Below are 20780 nucleotides of genomic sequence, written 5' to 3' on the forward strand. Positions count from 1 at the left end.
TGCCACCCTGATGCGCCCCCGTGTCACCGCGCGTGCGCGGGCGTGCCCGGCGTCGCGCAGTGCTCCCCTTGTGCGCCCGTGCGCTCCCGTGTGATGCGACTCGGGCGGGAATCCTCCGGGGGTAGGTCTGCCTGACCGGGGAGGTGCGCGGTGCACGAACCACCGCTCATCGGCTGGCTGCTGGTGGCACTGTGCGCCGCGACCGGCGCGTATTGCCTCGTGAGGGCAGGAGCGAGGAACCCGGCGGAGGCCCGGTCCACAGGTGGTGACGCCTTGATGGGCCTGGGCATGGCCGTGATGGCCGTACCGACCGCCGGTCTCACCAGCCACCCCTGGGGCGCCCCGGTGTTCGCGGCCGTGTTCGGCGCGGCGGGCCTGCGCTCCCTGCTGGTGGCACGTGGCCGTACGGAACAGCACCTGCACCATCTCCACCACGCCGTCGGCGCGTTCGCCATGGTCTACATGGCGCTGGCGATGGCGGGTTCCCCCATGAGCGGGCACACCGGGAGCGCACACGCCGAAGGGCACGTCCCCGCGGGGACTCCCCTGCTGACGGGCCTGCTGCTGGTGTATTTCGCGGTGTACGTCGTACGGACGGTGGCCGCCCTCGTCCCCGTGGTCGCCGCCACCTCCGGCGAGGCGCCCTGGCCTGGCCGTCCCAATCTCACCAACGCGTGCCGGCTGTCCATGGGCATCGGCATGCTGGCGATGCTGCTCACCCTCTGAGCACGCGCGGTCCCTCTGTGAGACCGTGGCATGCGTCACTTCGCGCCCGGGACCGTACCCGGGCACGGTGTCGCGCTCATAGGCTGCGGCCATGATGGTCCCGCTCGTGCTGCTGGTCCTCGGTGGGCTGGTCGCCGCGATGACGCCGCGCCTGCTGACCCGCTCCGACTGGGCCGACCGCGAACCCGTCGTGGCCCTGTGGGTGTGGCAGTGCGCGGTGGCGGCCGTACTGCTGTGCTGTGCTCTCGCCATGGCGCTCAGCGCCGCGGCGGCCTGGGAGGCGGTACGCGGCCATGTGTTCGCGGCCGCCCCGCACGGAGTCATGGAGGCGTACGCCCTCGCCTCGTACCGTCCGTGGGCCGCCCCGCTGGCCGTGGCGCTGGGCTTCGGCGCGGTGTGGACCGCCGCGATGCTGACCCGCGAGATCGGCCTGGCCCGGGCCTGCCGTCGGCAGCGCCGCACCGATCTGCTCGTCCGCGCACCGCAGTTGCCGGGCGAGGCGCCGGACGCGGACCGGCTGGTGGTGCTCGAGGGTGAGCGGCCGGACGCGTGGTGGCTGCGCGGCGGGACGGCTCCCCGGCTGGTCGTCACGACGGGCGCGCTGCGCCGGCTCTCGGACTCGCAGCTGGACGCGGTGCTGGCCCACGAGCAGGGGCACGCGCGGGCGCGGCACAGCTGGCTGCTGCACTCCTCGTCGGCGCTGGCGACCGGCTTCCCGCAGGTGCCGGTCTTCGCGGCGTTCCGCGACCAGGTGCACCAGCTCGTCGAGCTGGCGGCGGACGACGCGGCCTCGCGGCGGTTCGGCCGGATGACGACGGCGCTGGCGCTGGTCGAGCTCAACGAGGACCGCGGTGTCTTCGGCCCCTGCCCGGCCCAGCTGTCGCAGGTGCCGCGCCGGGTGGACCGGCTGCTGTCCCCTGGGCCGCGGCTGACGACGGCACGGCGGTTGCGGTTGACGGCCGCCGGAGCCCTGGTTCCGGCGGTGCCCTTGCTGGTGGCCTTCATGCCCGGGCTGAGCGCGCTGGGCTGAGCCCCCGGAGGGACGCTCTCCGGGCTGTACGGGTGGCGCTACGGCCAGGGCTTCCGCAAGGATCCGGCCATGCACGTTCCGACGCGCTCCGACGCACCCGCCCTGCCGACCCGCCCCGCGCCCGCCCTCGGGTGGCGCGCAACTGCCGTTCTCTGCGCCCTGTTTCTCGCTCTGACGGTGCTGGTCGTCCGCGATTGGGGTCCGCTCGTATCACTGGACCGGCGGGTGGCCGACGGCCTGCATCCGATCGCCGTCGGCCACCACGGCTGGACGGGGTTCGTCCGCTGGCTGTCGGAGCGGTTGTGGGATCCCTGGACCATGCGCGCGGTTCTCGCCGTGGCGGCGCTCTGGCTGGCGCGGCGGCGCGCGTGGCTGCTGATCGCGTGGATCGCGGGGACGTCCGCCGCCGGAACGCTGGTGCAGCAGGCCCTCAAGTCCGCTGTCGGCCGGGACCGCCCGCACTGGCCGGATCCGGTGGCCGTCGCCAGCTATCAGGCGTTCCCTTCGGGCCACGCGCTGACCGCCACCGTGACGTGCGGACTGGTGGTGTGGCTGCTGTGGCTGCACCACGTACGTCCCGCCGGGATCCGTGCGGCGCTGGCGGTGGGAGCGCTGTCGGTGACCGGCGTGGGCTTCACCCGTCTCTATCTCGGTGTGCACTGGCTGTCCGACGTGGTGGGCGGCTGGCTGCTGGGCGCGGCGCTCGTCGCGGGGGCGGTGTGGGCGTACGACGCCGTGACGGCGGGGCGCGGCACCGGAGCGGGGGCCGGGCGGGAGGACGCCCGGACCGATCGGAAATAGTTCAAGCTTCATCTATGTTGGCGGGGAGGAAAGGAGCGATCCATGACCGCTTTCACCCCGTCCTCCCCCACCGCCGCCGTGCCGGTGTCCCCGCACCCGCTGGCGGACGAGTACGAGCGCGCGCACCTCTTCTTCGAGGCGAAGGACTACGCCGAGGCCGCCCGCATCCTGGCACCCGTCGTCGAGGCGGAACCGGCCCACCTGGCGGCCCGGCTGCTCCTCGCCCGGTCGTACTACCACTCCGCCCAGCTGAACCGGGCCGAGGCCGAGGCGCGGCGCGTCCTGGACCACGCCCCCGCCGAGGCGTACGCGCATCTGCTGCTCGGGCGCACGCTGGAACGGCAGAACCGGGACGCCGAAGCGGCGCCCCACCTCCGGCTGGCCGCCGCGATGAACGGCGACTACGCCTCGGCCGCCCCGGTTATCCACAGGACCGCCACGTGACGGCCCCTGGATGGGACAGTGCTCCCATGAGCAACCTCGAACTCCGGCCCGCACCGGCCGAATGCGGTGGCCGCGCCGACGTCACCGCGCGGCCGGTGCGGGAGCTGCTGCCCGCGAAGCGGGTCCCGCTCGGCGAGAGCACCGTCGTGCGCCGTCTGCTGCCCAGCCTCGGGCGCCGCATGGTGGGCGCGTGGTGCTTCGTCGACCACTACGGCCCGGACGACATCGCTCAGGAGCCGGGGATGCAGGTGCCCCCTCATCCGCACATGGGCCTGCAGACCGTCAGTTGGCTCCATGACGGCGAGGTGCTGCACCGGGACAGCCTCGGCAGCCTTCAGACCTTGCGTCCGGGGCAGTTGGGGCTGATGACGGCGGGGGGTGCCATCGCGCACTCGGAGGAGTCCCCGCGCGAGCACGCGCGCCTGCTGCACGGCGCCCAGCTGTGGGTGGCACTGCCGGACGCGCACCGGCACACCACTCCGAGGTGGGAGCACCATGCCGAGCTGCCGCGGGTGACGGGCGGCGGCCTGCGCGCCACCGTCCTCATGGGCGAACTGGACGGCGCGGCCTCTCCCGCCACCGCCTTCAGCCCGCTCATGGGCGCCGACATCACCCTGCCGGCGGGCGCTTCCGCGCGCCTCCCCGTCCGGCCCGACTTCGAGTACGCGGCCCTGACCATGTCCGGCGAGGCCGAGGTGGACGGCGTGCGCCTCGCACCGGGCTCCCTGCTCTACCTCGGCTGCGGACGCTCCGAACTGCCGCTCCGCACGGACGTGGACAGCTCGTTCATGCTGCTGGGCGGCGAGCCGTTCGAGGAGCGCATCCTCATGTGGTGGAACTTCGTGGGCCGTTCCCACGAGGACATCGTCCAGGCCCGGGAGGACTGGATGACGGGGTCTCGCTTCGGCGAGGTGCACGGCTACGACGGCGGCCGGCTGTCCGCTCCCGCGCTGCCGCCGGTTTCCCTCAAGCCGCGTGGCAGGGTGCGCTGACCTGGAGGGACGACCGCGGCCCCGACGGCGTAGTGCACGTATTCGTGGACGACACGGAAGCCGGTCCTCGTGGCGAGGTGGCGGCTGGCGTGGTTGTCCCGGGAGCAGGTCCAGGACGGGACGCGGCCGCGGGTGGTGAGGTCCGCGCAGAGTGCCTCGACGCAGGCCGAGGCCAGGCCCCGTCCGCGTGCTCCGGGGAGGGTGGCGACGGCGATGTCCTCGTAGCGGCTGCCGGCGAAGAAGGTACAGGCCAGGGAGAGGAGTTGGCCCTCGCGGAAGGCGCCCCAGCAGCGGCCGGAGGCGGCGAGGCCGGCGGGGCCGCCCCAGCTCGCGCTGGTCCACGCCAGGTCCGGGCCCAGGGTGCGCAGGGCCTGGGTGTCGCGGGGCAGGAGCCGGCGGACGGTCGTGCCGGGGCCGAGGCGTACGGCCGGGGGCGGGTCGCTTCGGATCCAGATCATGCGCTCCCAGGGGACGAGGCGGTGGAAGGCGGCGCCGAGGAGGGGCAGGAACCTGTCCGGCGCGGCCACGTAATGACCGGTTAGGCAGGCCAGTTCCTCGGGGGCCGTCCGTCGCGGGTCCCCCGCCAGGATGGCGTGCCCGGCGCAGGAGACGGCGGCGGCCCGTGGATCGGCAGGGTCGTCGGCCCACCAGCTCCCGTGGCCGGTGAGGGTGACGTGCTCGGGGAGGGCTCCCAGCCCGGGGCGGCCGGCGGGGAACCGGAGCGGCCCGGCCCGGAGGGCCGTGCCGTGGAGATGTTCGACCAGCATCACATCACTCCGGGGTACGCGCGGAGCAGGCGGTACGGAACCGTTGCCGGTGCCGTACCGCCGCCGGCCCACTGTCAGACGCAGGCTTTGCTTCCGTGGTTGGCGTTCTTCTTGCGACGGGCTCGCTTCTTGCGGGCGCGCTTGGACACGGTCGTGGTTCCCTTCGTCAGGCGGTCGTGGTTCTTTTCGTCAGCCGGCCTTGGCGACCAGCTGGTCGGCGAGCTTGCGCAGTCGGCGCACCGTGCGCTCCTCCATCGCGACCGGGGCCGCCGGGGAGAGGGCCGTACGGTCGTAGTAGGCACCGGCGACGAGCTCGGTGGCGGGGTCGCAGAGCCGGACGACGCGCTCGGCGCCCTCCACGGCGGAGTCGCCCTCGTGCGCGTACAGCGGCAGCAGTCCGGTGTCGCACACGCCGGGGTGCACACTGACCGACGTCCACGGAGCCTGCTCGCGGGCGAAGACGGTCAGCGCCAGCTGGGACTGCGCGTAGGCGGCGAGACGGGAGTAGCGCTTGGTGCGCTGCGGGTCGTTCCAGGAGATCGACGCCGTGCGGTGCATGGAGGAGGACACGTTGACGACGCGGCTGCCGGGCCGGGCGCTCAGCGGGCCCGCCAGTTCGTGGGTGAGCAGATAGGCCGCCAGGAAGTTGACCTGGAGGGAGAGTTCGTTTCCGTCGGCGGTCATCGTGCGCTGTTCGGGCGCGACGACGGCCGCGTTGTTGACCAGGACGTCCAGGACGGGGTGTTCCTCGGCGATGCGGGTGGCCATGGCCCGCACCTCGTCCAGGCGGGAGAAGTCGGCGACGGCCAGCCGCAGGCGCAGGGTGTCGGTGCCGGCCGCTGTCAGGCGGACGATGGCGTCGTCGCCGGACTCCTGGTCGGGGGCGTGGACGATGACCGTGTCGCCTCGTTCGGCGAGCAGCCGGGCGGTCTCCCAGCCGATACCGGACGTGGCACCGGTGACCAGAACGGTCCTGGAGGCGGGTGAGACAGCAGAAGACATGGGAATCCACTCCGGATCGGGCAGAGCGGCAGCGAGCGCCGTAGGGCGCGGCTGCCGTGCGAGCGTGAAGGGGCATCAGTGACAGGACGGCGGATGCCGGGACGCACTGTGCCGGGTGACACCGGCCGCCGCGTGTAGGGCGCGGCCGGGGAGTCGGTGAACAGCGGGTGCGCTCAGCGCACCGTGTGGGAACGGCACGCGGAACCGGGCAGCGCCGTATGAGGCGGCCGGTCGTCGTGGCGAAGGTGGCTGTTCACGGGGACCATTGAAGGAAGCCGGAAGTCCGGGCACAAGCGACACGCCGCATCCCTGACGCTGCCCTGACGTGCGTGCTCCCCGGGGTTCCGCCGCGCACGTGGCACCCGCTTCGACGTCTCCGACGGTGAGGGCGGCGTTCGGGCCGCGTCAGGAACAGGCAGCCGCCTTGCCTGAGTTCACCTCCACTTGTTCTACTAGTATGCAAACAAGTGGAGGTTCTGCTTTCATGCCGCAATCACGATCCGCGTACGTCAACGCCCGTCGCCTTGCCGTCTCCCTCGTGCCGCCTCTGATCGCCGCTGCCGTCGTCCTGACGGTGTTCCTCTCGGTGCGGGACCGGCTGCCCGGCCGGATCGCCTCCCACATCGGCCCCGGGGGAAATGCCGACGGCTACTCGGGCCAGGGGTCCTTCCTCGCCGCCGCATTGGGAGTGCTGCTGGGCGTCGGTGCCCTCTTCGGCGCGCTCGTCCACCGGATGCGGCCGAACGACGACGGCCAGCGCGTGGTGGCCGTCATCGGCGGTGCCGTCGCGGTGTTCACCGGATGGCTGGCCACCGCCGTGCTGCTGGCCAACACCGGCGTCGACGACGCCTCCTCCGTCACGCTGCCCGGGACTCAGGCCGCATTCGCCTTCGGAGCCACGGCGCTCTACGCGGCCGTGGGCTGGCCGGCCTGCGGCAAGGCCGAGGAAGCCGAGACGATACCCGGATCCTCCGCCGACGCCTCGCGCCTCGCGCTCGGTGACTCCGAGATCGCCGGCTGGACGCGAGTGGCGGGCTCCCGGGTCCTGCCCGTCACCGGTCTCCTGCTCCTTGCCGCCGGCGTCGTCGTCGGGTTCACCGCCGGCTGGCTGCCCGCACTGCCACTCCTCGTCACCGGAGTCCTGATGGCCCTGCTCACGGGTGCACGGGTCACCGCGGACCGGCGCGGGCTCACCGTCACCCCCTCGATCGTCCCCTGGCCGCGCCTCAACGTGCCGCTGCGGAAGATCGCCGAAGCCGATCACCGTGCCGTCAGCCCGCTGCGGGACTTCGGCGGCTGGGGCTATCGCATCCGCCCCGGGGCGAGCGGCATCGTGCTGCGTTCCGGTGATGCCATCAGCGTCCGCCTGACCACCGGCAGCGAGTTCGTCGTCACCGTCGACGACGCCGCCACGGCCGCCGCGCTGCTCAACACCCTCGCCGACCGCGAACGCCGCACCGCCGCAGGAGGGTGACCGTGCTCTTCCGCGTCGACCCCTCGTCCGCCGTGCCCCTGGGCGACCAGATCGCCGCCTGCGTCCGCGGCGCCATCGCCGACGGCACCGCAGGCAGCGGCGAGCGCCTGCCCTCCGCCCGCGATCTCGCCGCGTCGCTCGGTGTCAACATGCACACCGTGCTCCGGGGTTACCAACGGCTGCGCGAGGAGGGCCTCCTCGAATTGCGCCGGGGGCGCGGCGCCGTGGTCACCGGAGGACCGACGGCCGAACGCGCCCGGCTCACCGTGCAGGCCCAGCGCCTGGTCGCCGATGCCCGCGCGCTGGGACTGAGTGACGACGATGTGCTCGGTCTGGTCAGGACGTCCCTGTCGGCCGATGGCAGGTGAGGGTGCGCGGAGCGCCGCTGTCCGAGCCGGGAGCGCGCCGTCGGCCGACGGCGCGCTCCCCTCGCTACGACACGGTCAGCTCGGCGATCCCCGTGCGGGACTTGGCGTCGGTCCGGCCGTGCAGCGCGACGCGTACGTATCGCGCGGAGACCGGCCCGCCGCCCGCGACGGCCTCGTGCCAGTGCCGGCCGTCGGGGGAGAGCCGGACGCTGTACGAGGCCGGTGCCGGGCCGGTCCAGACGGGGGCGGCCTTGGTGACGCGTACGGACTTGCCGAGGTCGGTGGTCAGTTCACCGTTCGGCCCGTCGGGGACCCAGGCCGTGGCGGGGTTTCCGTCGACGGCGGCCGCCGCGTACATCCCGGGTTCCTCGGAGGTGGCCGTGGCGGTGGTGCAGCGGGCCAGGTTGTCGGTAGGGGTGAGGTCGGGGCGGCGGGTCTTCAGGACGGCCGGTGCGGCCTTGGTGAGGACCTGCTCGCCCCGCGGGGTGTCGAGGGTCATGGGCGCGCCCTCGGTGAGCCGCACGGTGGTGTCGTGGGCGCCGATGGCGATGTCGTACGTGCGGCCCTGCCAGCGCAGGCCGCGCAGGGTGACGCCGCGGCCGAGCTGCGGGGGCAGCGTCGGGTCGAGGTGGAGCCGGTCCTCGCGCATCCGCATGCCGGTCAGGCCGTTGGTGAAGATCTGGAGGAAGCCGCCCTTGCCGGTGAGGAAGTCCTGGGCGGGCGAGCCGGCCAGCGGGTCGTCGGCGCCCGCCTTGGTGCCGCGGGCCTCGTAGAACTGGTCGAAGGGCCCGCGTACGAACGGCCGGACGGAGCGCTGCAGATAGGTGTACGCCGAGCAGCCCGGTTCGCCCGTGGCGGCAGCGTCGATGGCATGGACCGAGTCCGTCATGGCGGGGCCGTCGGGGTCGGTGCGCCGGGCGTAGTAGTCGAGGGTGCGTGCCGCGTCGGCCCGGGACATCGGCCATTCCAGGGGGTACGTCAGCAGCACCGTGTCGGCCTGCTTGATCCTGCCGCCGGGGTAGCCGTCGTACTGCTGGAAGACCTTGTGCCGCGCGTCGTACGGGATCCGGATCCTGTCGGCGACCGACGTCCACTCCCCCGGCGCGCGCTCGCCGAGCAACCGCGCGGCACGGGCGGCGTTGCGCAGGGAGGTGACGGCTCCGGCGTTGGTGAAGACCGCGTCGTCGACGCCGTTGCTGTACTCGTCGGGGCCTGCGGTGTCCTTGATGGAGTAGCTGCCGTCGGCGTTGGGAGTGACCCTCCCGGCCCAGAAGTCGGCGATGCCCTTCAGCACCGGCCAGCCGCGCTCGCGCAGCCAGGCGGTGTCGCCGGTGGCGAGGTAGTACTGCCAGGTGGCGAGGGAGATGTCCGACTGGAGATGGATCTGGGTGCGGCAGTGGGGCGGGTCGACGCTGTGGCACTCCTGGGCCAGGTTGCCCTCGCTGCCGCTGTTCCAGGGGTAGAAGAGCCCTTGGTAGCCGAGCCCGCGGGCGTTCTCGCGGGCTCCCGGGAGGGTCCGGTAGCGGTAGTCGACGACGGTCCTGGCGAGTTCGGGTGCGGTGGCCAGCAGGGCCGGGTACATCCAGGTCTCGGCGTCCCAGAAGACGAGGCCCGCGTAGTTGTCGCTGGTCAGCCCGGCCGGGGCGATGCTGTTGGCCGCGCCCTGCCGGGTGCTGGACAGCAGCCCGTATTGGGCGGAGCGCACCCACGCCTGAAGATCGGGCTGTCCCGGCACCTCGATGCCCGAGCGCCACAGCCGGGCCCAGACCGCGGTGTGGGCGCGCAGCAGGCCGTCCCAGCCGCGCCGGGCCGCGCGCAGTGCGGCGGCGGTGGCGTCCTGGCGGGGCGCGTGCGAGGTCAGGGCGGTGTCGACGCCGACGTATTTGGTGAGTTCGTACGCGTGGCCCTCGCGGACGGGGAAGGTGAGGGACTGCTCGGCGCTCAAGTCCTTCGCGGATCCGGCGCGTCGGCCCCCGGTCGCGTGCACACCGCGCCCGGCCCGCAGGGTGGAGGCGACGGCGCCGTCGGTGTCCGTGCCGTCGGTGCGGAAGGCCACGTCCATGGTCCGGCCGTCCCGGCCGGTCCCACCGGTGCGGTCGCCGCCGCCGGTCTGCCGCATGCGCCGCGCGCCGCGTCCGTCCAGCAGGTCGGTGACGGTGGCGTCGCCGCTCCAGCGCGGCGTCATGCGCAGCCGTACGGCGCCCGTGTGCGGGTCGTCGCGGTCGGCCAGCACGTCATAGACGAGGTCGGTCCCGCGCCCGTCGGCGGCGGTCCAGGTCAGGGAGGTCCGGACGATGCCGCAGCTCTGGAAGAGGGTCTGGCGATATCCGGAGATCCGGCCCGGCTTCGTCGAAGAGTCGAAGACGTCACCGTGTTGGCCGCCGGTGCCGACGGTGAGTCCGGTCCAGGTGGGGAGGGCGGCGACGGCCTGCCGGTCGGCGGCGGTCCGTTTGTTGTGCGCGTAGAGCCCGGAGACGAACGAGCCGTCGTATCCCGGGGTGAAGAGCGGCCAGCCGGTCTTGGCGTCGCTGTCGGTGTAGCCGGCGCCGTTGGGCGGTACGCGCTGCCCCAGATAGCCGTTGCCGACGTAGGCGTGGTGGGTGTCGCCGGTGTCGATACGGGTGGAGTCGAGTGTCCAGCCGTCGCCGGTCCGGCAGCCGCCGGCGGGGGAAGTGGCAGCGGCGGGGCGGTCGGCGGTGGGGGGTTGCGGCGCCGGCGCGGCGGCCGCGGGCGGCACCGAGGCGACGAGCGCGCCTGCGAGCAGCAGTGCGGACAGCCGGGCCGGACGCGGCCGCGCGCCGGGGGAGTACGTCATTGTTCTCCGTCGTCTTGCCTGTGGTCCAAGAGTCCCGCGACCTTAAATTTGATGAACTCATAACGTCAACAGTCGCGGTTGTCTTTATGACTCTTGAAGACGGAGAACCTCGCGCCGACACGCCGGAGGCCATGGCGAACCGGGCGTGACCCGCCGGCCCCAGCCGACCGGCGGCCCGCCGGGGCCCCGGGCGAGAGGGGCCCCGGCGGGGCGGCGTCAGCGGACGAACTTCCAGGTGATGCCGTTGATCACGCCCTTGTCGAGCGGCGCCAGCTTCTGGAAGGCCGTCTTGCTGAGGTCGATGTGGGTCCGGTCGCACGAAGGACACTTGTCCTTCACCGGCACTCTGATGGTCTTGCCCTGGTAGCTGACCTCCACCGATATGCCCTTGCACAGCGGGTCGTTGTTGGGATTGGTGGAGGTCCACCACGACGCCGGGACCGCGACGAGGTCCTGGGAGGTGGCGTCGATGGGGGTGCCGCAGGCGCCGTAGCCCTTGTCGGTGTAGTACGTCGTCTTGCCGCTCATCGACTGGCCGATCGGGACGTCGGCGGCCGCCGGTCCCGCGCCGAGGGCGATGCCGGTGACCGCGGCGACCAGGACGGGAGCCGCGTATCGCAGGGTCTTCAATGCGCGCATGTTCTCTCCTTGTTCATGAGGTGTTGTGCACTAGGAGTTGTTCACCAGGCGTTGCGCACGGGCCTTTGCCCATAGGCCATTCAGGGCGACTCCCGCCCGGAACAGCTGATGACGGCATGACGGAGCCAAGGGAGTCCGTCGGCCCACGAAGCCACAGGACAGCGGCATTTCATCGGCACGTGCCCGGCTTCCGGCATATGAGGACATGCTCCTCGTTGCTCCCGCAAGCCCTTTCAGGCGCAGTTGTCCTGAAAACATTGCTCAATACATTGAGTTCGGCCGGACACGGCGCCTGCTGTTGACAGCAAACTCAAGGGAGTTATTCACTGCGCGATGGCGACAACACGCCGGTCGGCCCGATTCACCGTCGGCGGGCGTCACTCACCTTTCCCCCACAGGAGCCGCCATGAGAAGAAAGCGCATCGCCGCCCTGCTGTTGGCCGCACTGACCCTGACCGGCATAACCGTCCTCGCCCCGGCCGGCACCGCGGGTGCCGTCGGCCCGCGTGGTGCCGCGCGGGCCGCCTTTCCGGTGAGCGAGGCCCAGTTCAAGCAGATGTTCCCGAAGCGGAACGCGTTCTATACGTACAAGGGCCTGGTCGCCGCGCTGAGCGCGTACCCCGGCTTCGCGGGCACCGGCAGCGCCGAGACCCGGAAGCAGGAGGCCGCCGCCTTCCTCGCCAACGTCTCCCACGAGACCGGCGGGCTGGTCTACGTCGTGGAGCAGAACACCGCCAACTACCCCCACTACTGCGACCGGAGCCGGCCCTACGGCTGCCCGGCCGGCCAGGCCGCCTACTACGGCCGCGGCCCCCTCCAGATCAGCTGGAACTTCAACTACAAGGCGGCGGGGGACGCCCTCGGCATCGATCTGCTCCACCGTCCCTCGCTCGTGCAGACCGACGCTGCCGTCTCCTGGAAGACCGCCCTGTGGTACTGGAACACCCAGCGCGGCCCCGGGACCATGACCCCGCACGAGGCGATGGTCAACGGCCGCGGATTCGGGCAGACCATCCGCAGCATCAACGGCAGCCTGGAGTGCGACGGCCGCAACCCCGCCCAGGTCCGGAGCCGGGTGTCGAACTACCAGCGTTTCACCGGCATCCTCCACGTGGCGCCAGGCGGCAATCTGTACTGCTGACCCCGATTGCCCTTTCAGGCAACAGGAAACGGGCGGCACCGTCGAGGTGACCGCCCGTTTCACATGCAAAGCGTTTGAGTGGACCGTGTCAGCGTCATCGCGGAGTGCTGCTCTTCGCTCTGCTTAATTCATGAACTCCGCTGTTCGGCAATTCCCTGTCCGACGGCCGCCGCACGGGATCACGGGCAGGCCAGCCAGCGCACCTCGTACGGGGCGAGGGACAGCGCCCGCCCCTCCACCGTGGCCGCCACCGGCCGGCACTCGGTATTGACGACGAGCACGGCCGCGTCGTCGGCGAGGACCTGGATCCTGTCTCCCGCCCCGGCGGTGGCGGCGACCGGCCGGAAGGCGGTGCCCGGAGGGAATTCGCGGGCGAAGTTCCTCAGCAGCCGCGCCATGGGCAACTCCCCTCCCCCGTCCGGCAGATGGGTGCTCCGCCACAGGCAGCCGGGGCACGCCTTTCCGGTGCGCTGCGGGTTCCAGTAGAAGGCCGCGGACGCGCCGCTCTCCGCCAGCCGCATCATCGCGGTGGCGTGCACGGCGGTGCGGTGCTGCTCGCCCCAGCCGTCCCGGCCGCCGGCCCTGTCGTCCCCGGCGGGCGGCTCGACGTACCACTCGGCCCACCACACCGGGAGCCCGGTCACGCTCCTCACCCAGCGGGTGACGTCGGCGAACTTCTCGGTGGCGGCAAACTCGTCGGGGAGCGCCCGGTGGCCCTCGCGGGTGTAGCTCGACCCGTCGACGACGACGAAGTCCGCGCCCGCCTTGTGCGCGCTCCAGTAGCGGATGACGTCGGCGGAGCGCTGGTCGAGCTCGCCCCAGGGGCCGCGCAGTTCGCGCGAGCGGTCCTCGGGGTCATCGGCGGGCGGATCGTGGTCGACCACCACATAGGGGCCGCCCACCAGGTTGCGAGGGTTCCGCCGCTTCAGCTCCGCGTGGACGAGGTTGTACAGCCGTGTGTAACCCTCGTAGTCCCAGCGCCTTTTGTCCTCGTCGTAGAAGCCCTTCATTTCGTTCCACACGAGGAAGTGCCGGATGTCCGGATAGCGTTGGGCGATCACACCCGCGAGCCGGGCGAAGTCTGCGTAGTGCCGGGGATCGGGAGCGGCCTCCAGCCGGGACCAGTCGGTGCGCCCGGCCCGGCCGCCCTTCATCCAGTCGGGGGCCGCGCACAGGGTGAGGACGGGCGTGGCTCCCGTGGCGCGCATCAGGGTGACGCGCTCGTCGAGCGCCTCGAAGTCGTAACGGCCGGGCGCCGGTTCGGGATTCTCCGCGCCCCAGCCCATGATGTGCTGGTTCTGCGGCAGGGGCCGCGCGGAGAGCAGGGCACCGGCTCTGCGGGTGGCGTCAGGCTCACCGTGTTCCGCGCTGTGCCGGGTATGGGTGAAGCCCCAGCCCGGTGCCCCGTCGTGTCGTTCCACGGCATCCAGAATATCCGTGTCGTCCGGTCTTCTCCCGGGCTCACGTGAATCCGGGGCACGGCCGGCCGGATCCCGTGCGGGAGCGCGGTGGGACCGTGTCAGATCCTGACGGCCCCCGCGCTCGTGACGGCCGCCCGTCTCAGCGGAGCCACGGAAGATCCGCTCCCTCCCTGTCGAGCCCTGCCTCCATCGCCCGGCAGATCCCGCCCAGTTGCTGGATCTGCTCCGGGGTGAGGTTGTCGAAGACGGCCGCGCGCACCGCGGCGACGTGGCCCGGGGCCGCCTTCTCCAGGACCTCGCGGCCCTCTTCCGTGAGGACGGCGTTCTGGCCGCGCTTGTCTCCGTAGCACGACTCCCGGCGCACCCAGCCGAGCTTCTCCAGGCGGGTGACCGCGTGCGAGAGCCGGGGGCGGGTGATCTTCGCCTGGCGTGCCAGGTCGGTCATCCGGATCCCCCGGCGGGGGGCCTCGGAGAGCTGGACGAGCAGCCCGTAATACAGGTGCGGCATGCCCGCCTCCCGCTGGAGGCGGCGGTCCAGGTGGTCCTCCACCAGCCTGCTGGCCCGCAAATAGGCGCGCCACACGCGCTGTTCCTCATCGGTGAGCCACCGCGGCTGCGACTCCTGCCCCACAAAGCCTCCTCGTGTGTCCGTGCCCACAGGTCATTCCGCCGAGGTCTGCGGCTTGGGGAGGAAGGGGATCATCAGCATGCTCACCAGGATGATGGCCCCGGACACGACGAACGCCCGGCCGTAACCGGAAGCCAGGGCGTGGGCGCCGGACCCCACGTCGGCCGTGCGGCGGGCGGCGACGGAGGCGAGGACCGACAGGCCGAGCGCGCCGCCCATGGTGCGCGAGGTGTTGGCGAGACCGGCCACCAGGCCCGATTCGGAGAGCTCCACGCCCGTCGTGGCGGAGACCGCGAGGAGCGTCATCATCAGGCCCGCGCCGAAGGAGAACACGATGCCCGGACCGAGCAGGGTGACCAGGAAGGAGCCGTCGGCGTCCATGCCGCCCTGCCAGATGAAGCCCGCCGCGGTGAGCAGCCCCGCGATCACGAGGAGGGTGCGCCCCTTGATCCACCGCATCAGGCGGGGTGCGAACTGCGCGGAGAGGATGATGGTGGCGGTGTGCGGGAGCAGGGCCAGGCCGGTCTGCACGGCCGAGTACTTCAGCACGTTCTGCATGTAGAGCGAGAGGAAGTACCACATCGCGTAGAAGCCCATGCCGCTGACGATGGTGATGGCGTTGGCCGCCGACACCGAGCGCACCCGGAAGACGCCGAGCGGCATCAGCGGCTCATGTGTGCGCTGCTCCACGGCGACGAAGGCCGCGAGCGCCACGGCTCCGGCGATCAGGAAGACGAGGGTGCGCGCCGAGCCCCAGCCGTGTCCCTCGCTCTGCGAGATGCCGTACGCCAGGCTGCCGACGCCGAGTGTCACCAGCACCGCTCCGGGGAGGTCCAGCCGGCGCTGCCGCGCCTGGCCGGTGCGGCTCTCGGCCAGCCAGGCCACGGCCGCGACGATCACGATCATGCCGAGCGGCACGTTGATCAGCAACACCCAGCGCCACGAGAGGTAGTCGGTGAGCAGACCGCCGATGAGGCCGCCGGCGGCGCCGCCGCCCGTGCCGACCGCCGTCCAGATCGCGACGGCTTTGACGCGTGCCGGGCCTTCGGGGAACGTGGTCGTGAGGATCGCCAGGGTGGCGGGTGAGAGCACGGCCGCCCCGATGCCCTGCAGGGCGCGCGCGACGATGAGCATCCACGGCGCCTGCGCGAGGCCGCCCAGCAGGCTCGCGGCGGTGAACACCCCGAGGCCGAAGACGAACACCGCCTTGCGGCCGAACAGGTCGGAGGCCCGGCCGCCGAGCAGCAGGAAGCCCGCGAAGGTGATGACGTAGGCGTTGACCACCCACTGCAGGCCCGTCTCACCGATGTCGAGGCCGGTACGGATCGACGGCAGCGCGACATTGATGACGGACACGTCGAGGACCACCACGAACTGCCCCACGCAGGCGGCGAGGACCGCCACCCAGGTGGGCCCGCCGCGACCGCGCGCCTCCTGGGCGCCGTCCTTCCCGGAAAGTAACTGTGACATGGACTACATCATCCCCAGGTGGCATCCTCGCCCTCAACAGACAAACGGAGTAGGGGACTTCAGACTTAGGGACTAGTCCTCCGCTTGCTGTCCCGCGGTCCCCGTGCGAAGCGCCCGGCTGGGCGTACCGCGATGTGCCGTCGGCCGGACGCGGCGGCGCGGCGGAGCCGCAGACCGACGTCTCCCCGTGCCCCTTCAGGGCGCTGCCGAACCGCGGTCGACGTCACCCGGCCCGCTCAGAAGTACCCCTCCCGCTTGCGGTCCTCCATGGCCGCTTCCGACAGTTTGTCGTCGGCCCGGGTCGCGCCTCGTTCCGTGAGCCGGGAGACGGCGATCTCGGCGATGACGTCGGCCACGGTGGCCGCGGCCGAGTCCACCGCGCCGGTGCAGGACATGTCGCCCACCGTGCGGTAGCGCACCCGGCGCTTCTCCACCGGCTCCCCGTCCCGCGGCCCGCCCCATTCCCCGGGCGCCAGCCACATGCCGCTCCGCCGGAAGACCTCGCGCTCATGGGCGTAGTAGATCGAGGGGAGTTCGATCGCCTCGCGGGCGATGTACTGCCATACGTCGAGCTCGGTCCAGTTGGACAGCGGGAAGACGCGGACGTGTTCGCCGGGGGCGTGCCGGCCGTTGTAGAGCTGCCACAATTCGGGCCGCTGACGCCGCGGGTCCCAGCCGCCGAACTCGTCCCGCAGGGAGAACACGCGCTCCTTGGCGCGGGCCTTCTCCTCGTCGCGGCGGCCGCCGCCGAAGACGGCGTCGAAGCGGTGGCGCTCGATCGCGTCCAGCAGTGGCACCGTCTGCAGCGGATTGCGGGTCCCGTCGGGACGTTCGCGCACGCTGCCGTTGTCGATGAATTCCTGTACGGAGGCCACTTCCAGCCGCAAGCCGAGCGCTGCCACGACGCGGTCCCGGTAGGCGATCACTTCGGGGAAGTTGTGGCCGGTGTCCACGTGCAGCAGCGCGAACGGCACGGGCGCGGGCGCGAAGGACTTCAGCGCAAGGTGCAGCATGACGATGGAGTCCTTGCCGCCGGAGAAGAGGATCACCGGTCGCTCGAACTCGCCCGCCACCTCGCGGAAGATGTGGACGGACTCCGACTCCAGCAGGTCCAGGTGCGTCAGCCCGTGCGGCCGTGCCGTCCCGTGGGTCCCGTCGCGCCCCGCGGTGTACGGCCCGCCCCGCCGGGGGTTCAAGCGAGCTCCCTCTCCGCCAGGAGCCGGTGCAGCGCCCGCGCCGACTCCTCGGCGCTCCGCTCGCGCACCGAGAGCCGCAGCTCGGGGCCGGGCGGCGCCGGGAGCCCTCGCGCGGGCACTGCGTCCCGCACCACCCGCACCTCCAGATGCGCGGTGCCGGACCTCTCATGGCGTCTGCGTACGGCTTCGCGGCCGGCCGCGCGGGAGGCGGTCACCGGGACGAGGACGACGATGCCGTTGCGCGCGAGGACCTCGGCGACCAGACCGATCCGCCGCATGCCGGTGTCGCGGTCCGCGGGCGAGGAGCCCGCGGACAGGAGCGCGCGGGTCCCGTCGCTGTCGAGCACCTCCACGCGCCGGCCCCGCTCGCGCAGCCGCTCCGCCAGCGCGCGGGCGATCGTCGTCGTGCCCGCGCCCGGCGGGCCCGTCAGCCATACGGTGGCGCCCGGCCAGCACGTGCAGAAGGATTGAGGGTTCACCCGTCGCTCCCGACTCGCCGATGAGTAATGCGTGACAACCGCGGCGGACCGGGCACCGGCGCCGCGCGTTCCGGCAGCGCGAGGACCCGGGCCGCCGCCGAAGTGATCAGGTCCTGCGCCCTGTCCGGGCCCGGTGGCGCGTCCCGGACCGTGCGCCAGGCCACCATGCCGTCCGGCCGTACGAGCACCGCGCCCGCGGGCCCGGTTCCGCAGGTCCGCGGGAAATCGCCGGAGGGATCGGCGAGTTCGCCGCCGGTGGCCGCCAGGTGATGGCCCCGGAGGGGTACGCCCGTCTCCTTCGCCGTCCGTGCGGCGGCCGCCGCCCAGACCGGGTCGGCGGAGAGCAGGACGAGGCGCCCGTGGCACAGGTCGAGCGTGGAGACGCGCCCTCCCCTGTCCGTGCGCAGCCACATGTGCGGCAGCCGGGTGCCCGGGTCTCCCCGCAGGGCGAAGGCCGGAGGAAAGGCGGGCCCGGGCGAGGCGCCGAGGACGGCGGCGGAGCTGTAGCGGTATCCCATGATCAGGGTCCGGGGGTCGCAGCGGACGCTTCCTCCCAGCGGCTCCGGCGGCACGCCGTCGAGGAGCATCGACTGGTCCGCCGTGGCCTTTCCCACCGGCCGGCGCTCTTCGTCGTAGGTGTCCAGGAGCCGCGGTCCGGCCCAGCCGCCGAGCACGGCGGCGATCTTCCAGGCGAGGTTGTGCGCGTCCTGGAATCCGACGTTGGAGCCGTAGCCCCCGGAGGGCGGGTGGAGGTGGGCGGCGTCGCCGATGAGGAACACCGCTCCGCTGCGGTAGGCCGCCGCTATGCGGTGCCTGGCCTTCCAGTGGAAGACGGTGTCGATCCGCGCGTCGCTCCCGCCGTCACCGACGGCGGCCCGGACCAGGTCGAGGCAGGTGCGCTCGGAGTAGCTGCCGTCGGGTTCGGCGCGGGCCGGGTCGTAGTCCACCGCGGCGCACCAGCGGCCCGGGGTGTTGAGCTCCATCACCGCGCCGTCGAACCCGGGGTTCTGGATCATGCACATGAAGAACCGCCGGTCGCGCGCCCAGCGGCCCGGGTCGGCGCGGAAGAGGATGCTCACCCGGTGGGCGACCGTGCCCAGCCCCTCCCGCGCGATGCCCACGCCCTCGGCGATCCGGCCGCGCGCGCCGTCGGCGGCGACGACGAAGCGGGCGTCGACCGTATAGGTCCGGCCTGTCCCCCCGTCCCGGACGCGGGCCCGCGTCCGGTCCTCCCCCGGCCACAGTCCGGTCACTTCGTGCCCGAAGCGCACATCGGCACCGTGGCGCGCGGCGGCCTTCGCGAGCAGCGGTTCCATCCGGTCCTGGCCGCACCAGAAGGGCGCGCAGGGGCCGGGTACGGCCAGTTCCTCGTCGCCGGTCTCCAGCACCTGTGCCGGTTCGGGACCGGCGAGCGAGGCGGCTTGCAGGACCACTCGGGGGAGGTGGCGTTCGGGGCGGGTCCGCAGCCGTGGGTCGTCCTCGCGCACGACCTCGAAACCGGCCCGGCGGATCTCCTCCTCCAGGCCCGCCTCGCGGAAGAGTTCCATGGAGCGGCGGCTGACGTGGGTGGCGCGCGGGACGGGCGAGGTGGTCGTGCGCCGTTCGACCAGCAGGGTGCCGACGCCGTGGCGTGCGAGGAAGAGCGCCATCGCCAAGCCCGTCGGTCCTCCTCCGACGACGAGCACCGGGACGTCCACCGCTTGGCTCTCCTCCCTGCCGGTCGCGGGTCTCGGGCCGCTGTCAGGACTTGGCCGCCAGCCGGTCCCCGACGACGAGGTGGTCCAGGCGCATGCCCGCGAACGCCTCGACGGCGTCCTCCGGGGTCTCGACGATGGGCTGGCCCGCGACATTGAAGGAGGTGTTGAGCAGCACGGCACAGCCGGTGAGCGACTCGAACCTGCCGAGCAGCTCGTACACCTTGGGGTTCTGCGCGGCGTTCAGCGTCTGGAGCCGGGCGGTGCCGTCCACGTGGGTGGCGGCCGGGATGGCGTCCTGCCGGGTCACGCGCGCGACGACCAGCATGAACGGGGAGGGCTGGGCCAGGTCGAAGTAGTCCGCCGCCCGGTCCTCGCGCACGATGGGCGCGTACGGCCGGAACCACTCGCGGTGCTTGACGTTGTCGTTGAGGTGGTCCCGCACGGACGCGGGGAAGGGTGCGGCGAGGATGCTGCGGTGTCCCAGGGCCCGGGGGCCGAACTCGGAGTGGCCGTCGAACCAGCCGATGATCTTGCCTTCGGCGAGCAGGCCGGCGACCCTGCCGGGCAGGTCGTCGGGGGTCTCGACGGTGAAGCCCGAGGCGGCCAGGGCCGCGTCGACGCGCTCGGTGGCGTAGTCGGGCCCGAGGTAGGCGGTGCCGAGGGCGGGGAGCTCCGCGGGCGAAAGGCCCTCCAGTTGGTGGAGGCCGTAGTAGGCGCAGCCGAGGCTGATCCCGTTGTCGCCGGCGGCCGGGACGACGAAGACCCGCTCGAAGGGGGTCTCGCGCAGGATCCGGCCGTTGGCGACGCTGTTGAGGCCGACGCCGCCGGCGATGCACAGGTCCGTCATCCCGGTGCGCCGGTGCAGGTCCCGGGCACAGTGCAGGAGGGCGCGCTCCAGGGTCTCCTGGGCGGCGTAGGCCAGGGCCGCCCGGTCCTCGAACTCATCTGATTCCACGAGTCGTTCGAAGACGTGGTTCACCTTGCTCGCCGAGATCTGCACGCCGCCCTCGGGCAGCAGGGTGACCAGCTCGGCGACCTCGTCGACGAAGCGGTCGTCGCCGTAGGGCGCGAGGCCCATGGTCTTGCCGTCCTCGCTGACCGGGTAGCGGGTCTTGGGGCCGGAGTAGGCGAGGCCGAGGGCGAGGCTGGCCGAGCGGTAGAAGTGGCCGAGCGAGTTGTCGGTCTCGCCCGGCTGGTAGTAGGCGCTCTCGGAGGAGGCGTCCACGGCGTGGGTCCCGGCGACCCGGTTGACCAGGCGCAGCCCGGAGGCGTCGGCGGTGTAGCAGCTGACCGTCTCCGCCTCGCGCGGCCCGGGGCCGGACTTCAGGCCGGTCACCAGGCTGCCGGAGTTGTCGCAGACCAACACGGCGGCGCGGGTCATGCCGGAGGCGCCGAACGCGCTGTAGGCGTGGGCGAGATGGTGGTTGACGACCGTCACACGCTTGCGGAACGAGTGGTAGAAGGGGCGTGGTACGAGCTCGCAGGCCACCACGTGCTCCACGGCCTCGGCGGTCGTGCCGAGGGCGTCGAGGACGGCGCGCCGGCTGTGGCCCGCCAGGAGGTCCGCTCCCAGGCCGTACTTGCTGCGGACCAGCCGTTCCTCGTCGATCGCCACCAGCCGTCGGCCGTCGGTGGCACAGGAGGCCCAGTCATGTCCGGATCCACCCAGACCCAGCACCGTCATGGTGTC

The 20780-nt window shown here is 72.4% G+C and carries 19 protein-coding genes; 8 read left to right on the forward strand and 11 right to left on the reverse strand.

What is annotated here, in order from left to right; all coding sequences use genetic code 11:
- Nucleotides 1–150: 150 nt before the first annotated feature.
- The 5 genes from ACH427_RS11945 to ACH427_RS11965 all read left to right on the forward strand — a co-directional run bounded on the left by ACH427_RS11945 (nucleotide 151) and on the right by ACH427_RS11965 (nucleotide 3993).
- Nucleotides 151–726 (forward strand): DUF5134 domain-containing protein, encoded by a 576-nt coding sequence (locus ACH427_RS11945; RefSeq protein WP_398869302.1) that lies wholly within the window; start codon nucleotides 151–153, stop codon nucleotides 724–726.
- A gap of 91 nt (nucleotides 727–817) precedes the next feature.
- Nucleotides 818–1756 (forward strand): M56 family metallopeptidase, encoded by a 939-nt coding sequence (locus ACH427_RS11950; RefSeq protein ID WP_398869303.1) that lies wholly within the window; start codon nucleotides 818–820, stop codon nucleotides 1754–1756.
- Between the two features lie 69 nt (nucleotides 1757–1825).
- A complete protein-coding gene (locus ACH427_RS11955) occupies nucleotides 1826–2557 on the forward strand; it encodes a phosphatase PAP2 family protein (RefSeq protein ID WP_398869304.1) in 732 nt (243 codons plus the stop codon).
- A 42-nt stretch (nucleotides 2558–2599) separates the two neighbouring features.
- The gene (locus ACH427_RS11960) at nucleotides 2600–3001 is read left to right on the forward strand and encodes a tetratricopeptide repeat protein (protein WP_398869305.1); all 402 of its coding nucleotides are present in this window, start codon (nucleotides 2600–2602) and stop codon (nucleotides 2999–3001) included.
- 26 nt (nucleotides 3002–3027) lie between these two features.
- Nucleotides 3028–3993: a pirin family protein gene (locus ACH427_RS11965; protein ID WP_398869306.1), complete on the forward strand. Its 966-nt coding sequence runs from the start codon at nucleotides 3028–3030 to the stop codon at nucleotides 3991–3993.
- On the opposite strand, the gene ACH427_RS11970 is transcribed toward ACH427_RS11965, so the two are convergent.
- Together ACH427_RS11970 and ACH427_RS11975 are read right to left on the reverse strand one after the other, a co-directional pair.
- Nucleotides 3921–4760: a GNAT family N-acetyltransferase gene (locus ACH427_RS11970; protein WP_398869307.1), complete on the reverse strand. Its 840-nt coding sequence runs from the start codon at nucleotides 4758–4760 to the stop codon at nucleotides 3921–3923. The two genes, ACH427_RS11965 and ACH427_RS11970, sit on opposite strands and share 73 nt — an antisense overlap.
- Before the next feature lie 189 nt (nucleotides 4761–4949).
- Nucleotides 4950–5762 (reverse strand): SDR family NAD(P)-dependent oxidoreductase, encoded by an 813-nt coding sequence (locus ACH427_RS11975; protein ID WP_398869308.1) that lies wholly within the window; start codon nucleotides 5760–5762, stop codon nucleotides 4950–4952.
- Between the two features lie 484 nt (nucleotides 5763–6246).
- Here ACH427_RS11975 and ACH427_RS11980 point away from each other — a divergent pair, with 484 nt between their 5' ends.
- Both ACH427_RS11980 and ACH427_RS11985 read left to right on the forward strand, forming a co-directional pair.
- Nucleotides 6247–7236, forward strand: a complete 990-nt coding sequence (locus ACH427_RS11980; RefSeq protein ID WP_398869309.1) for a DUF1648 domain-containing protein — start codon at nucleotides 6247–6249, stop codon at nucleotides 7234–7236.
- Nucleotides 7237–7238: 2 nt separating this feature from the next.
- Nucleotides 7239–7604 (forward strand): GntR family transcriptional regulator, encoded by a 366-nt coding sequence (locus ACH427_RS11985; RefSeq protein ID WP_398869460.1) that lies wholly within the window; start codon nucleotides 7239–7241, stop codon nucleotides 7602–7604.
- A 64-nt stretch (nucleotides 7605–7668) separates the two neighbouring features.
- Here the strand turns inward: ACH427_RS11985 and ACH427_RS11990 are convergent, their stop codons facing one another.
- Together ACH427_RS11990 and ACH427_RS11995 are read right to left on the reverse strand one after the other, a co-directional pair.
- Nucleotides 7669–10419: a discoidin domain-containing protein gene (locus ACH427_RS11990; protein WP_398869310.1), complete on the reverse strand. Its 2751-nt coding sequence runs from the start codon at nucleotides 10417–10419 to the stop codon at nucleotides 7669–7671.
- A gap of 216 nt (nucleotides 10420–10635) precedes the next feature.
- Complete coding sequence (locus ACH427_RS11995; protein WP_398869311.1) at nucleotides 10636–11058, reverse strand: cysteine/serine endopeptidase inhibitor; 423 nt, start codon at nucleotides 11056–11058, stop codon at nucleotides 10636–10638.
- A gap of 406 nt (nucleotides 11059–11464) precedes the next feature.
- Between ACH427_RS11995 and ACH427_RS12000 the strand changes: the two genes are divergently transcribed.
- Nucleotides 11465–12199, forward strand: a complete 735-nt coding sequence (locus ACH427_RS12000) for a chitinase (protein ID WP_398869312.1) — start codon at nucleotides 11465–11467, stop codon at nucleotides 12197–12199.
- 179 nt (nucleotides 12200–12378) lie between these two features.
- Here the strand turns inward: ACH427_RS12000 and ACH427_RS12005 are convergent, their stop codons facing one another.
- The 7 genes from ACH427_RS12005 to ACH427_RS12035 form a co-directional block, all read right to left on the reverse strand.
- On the reverse strand, nucleotides 12379–13620 hold the full coding sequence (locus tag ACH427_RS12005; RefSeq protein WP_398869313.1) for a xylan 1,4-beta-xylosidase: 1242 nt from the start codon (nucleotides 13618–13620) through the stop codon (nucleotides 12379–12381).
- A gap of 139 nt (nucleotides 13621–13759) precedes the next feature.
- Nucleotides 13760–14251 carry a MarR family winged helix-turn-helix transcriptional regulator gene (locus ACH427_RS12010; protein WP_398869314.1) on the reverse strand — a complete coding sequence of 164 codons (492 nt, stop codon included), beginning with the start codon at nucleotides 14249–14251 and terminating at the stop codon, nucleotides 13760–13762.
- Between the two features lie 30 nt (nucleotides 14252–14281).
- Nucleotides 14282–15718 (reverse strand): MFS transporter, encoded by a 1437-nt coding sequence (locus ACH427_RS12015; RefSeq protein WP_398869315.1) that lies wholly within the window; start codon nucleotides 15716–15718, stop codon nucleotides 14282–14284.
- A gap of 236 nt (nucleotides 15719–15954) precedes the next feature.
- Nucleotides 15955–16914, reverse strand: coding sequence for a sulfate adenylyltransferase subunit CysD (gene cysD, locus ACH427_RS12020; protein WP_398869316.1), 960 nt, complete (start codon nucleotides 16912–16914; stop codon nucleotides 15955–15957).
- Nucleotides 16911–17393 (reverse strand): adenylyl-sulfate kinase, encoded by a 483-nt coding sequence (locus ACH427_RS12025; RefSeq protein ID WP_398869317.1) that lies wholly within the window; start codon nucleotides 17391–17393, stop codon nucleotides 16911–16913. Before ACH427_RS12025 ends, cysD begins: the two co-directional genes overlap by 4 nt.
- The gene (locus tag ACH427_RS12030; RefSeq protein ID WP_398869318.1) at nucleotides 17390–19090 is read right to left on the reverse strand and encodes an FAD-dependent oxidoreductase; all 1701 of its coding nucleotides are present in this window, start codon (nucleotides 19088–19090) and stop codon (nucleotides 17390–17392) included. The genes ACH427_RS12025 and ACH427_RS12030 overlap by 4 nt, the downstream gene beginning before the upstream one ends.
- 43 nt (nucleotides 19091–19133) lie before the next feature.
- Nucleotides 19134–20774 (reverse strand): carbamoyltransferase, encoded by a 1641-nt coding sequence (locus tag ACH427_RS12035; protein WP_398869319.1) that lies wholly within the window; start codon nucleotides 20772–20774, stop codon nucleotides 19134–19136.
- Between the last annotated feature and the right edge of the window lie 6 nt (nucleotides 20775–20780).

Source organism: Streptomyces sp. NPDC020379 (assembly GCF_044387105.1).
In the GTDB taxonomy this organism is placed as follows: domain Bacteria; phylum Actinomycetota; class Actinomycetes; order Streptomycetales; family Streptomycetaceae; genus Streptomyces.

Excerpts from the sequence above, each read along its gene's own strand:
- ACH427_RS11955 (WP_398869304.1), top strand. The coding sequence starts at position 1,826 with ATGCACGTTCCGACGCGCTCCGACGCACCCGCCCTGCCGACCCGCCCC.
- ACH427_RS12015 (WP_398869315.1), bottom strand. The coding sequence starts at position 15,718 with ATGTCACAGTTACTTTCCGGGAAGGACGGCGCCCAGGAGGCGCGCGGT.
- ACH427_RS11960 (WP_398869305.1), top strand. The coding sequence starts at position 2,600 with ATGACCGCTTTCACCCCGTCCTCCCCCACCGCCGCCGTGCCGGTGTCC.
- ACH427_RS11970 (WP_398869307.1), bottom strand. The coding sequence starts at position 4,760 with ATGCTGGTCGAACATCTCCACGGCACGGCCCTCCGGGCCGGGCCGCTC.
- ACH427_RS11980 (WP_398869309.1), top strand. The coding sequence starts at position 6,247 with ATGCCGCAATCACGATCCGCGTACGTCAACGCCCGTCGCCTTGCCGTC.
- ACH427_RS11965 (WP_398869306.1), top strand. The coding sequence starts at position 3,028 with ATGAGCAACCTCGAACTCCGGCCCGCACCGGCCGAATGCGGTGGCCGC.
- ACH427_RS11950 (WP_398869303.1), top strand. The coding sequence starts at position 818 with ATGATGGTCCCGCTCGTGCTGCTGGTCCTCGGTGGGCTGGTCGCCGCG.
- ACH427_RS11990 (WP_398869310.1), bottom strand. The coding sequence starts at position 10,419 with ATGACGTACTCCCCCGGCGCGCGGCCGCGTCCGGCCCGGCTGTCCGCA.
- ACH427_RS11995 (WP_398869311.1), bottom strand. The coding sequence starts at position 11,058 with ATGCGCGCATTGAAGACCCTGCGATACGCGGCTCCCGTCCTGGTCGCC.
- ACH427_RS11975 (WP_398869308.1), bottom strand. The coding sequence starts at position 5,762 with ATGTCTTCTGCTGTCTCACCCGCCTCCAGGACCGTTCTGGTCACCGGT.
- ACH427_RS12035 (WP_398869319.1), bottom strand. The coding sequence starts at position 20,774 with ATGACGGTGCTGGGTCTGGGTGGATCCGGACATGACTGGGCCTCCTGT.
- ACH427_RS12000 (WP_398869312.1), top strand. The coding sequence starts at position 11,465 with ATGAGAAGAAAGCGCATCGCCGCCCTGCTGTTGGCCGCACTGACCCTG.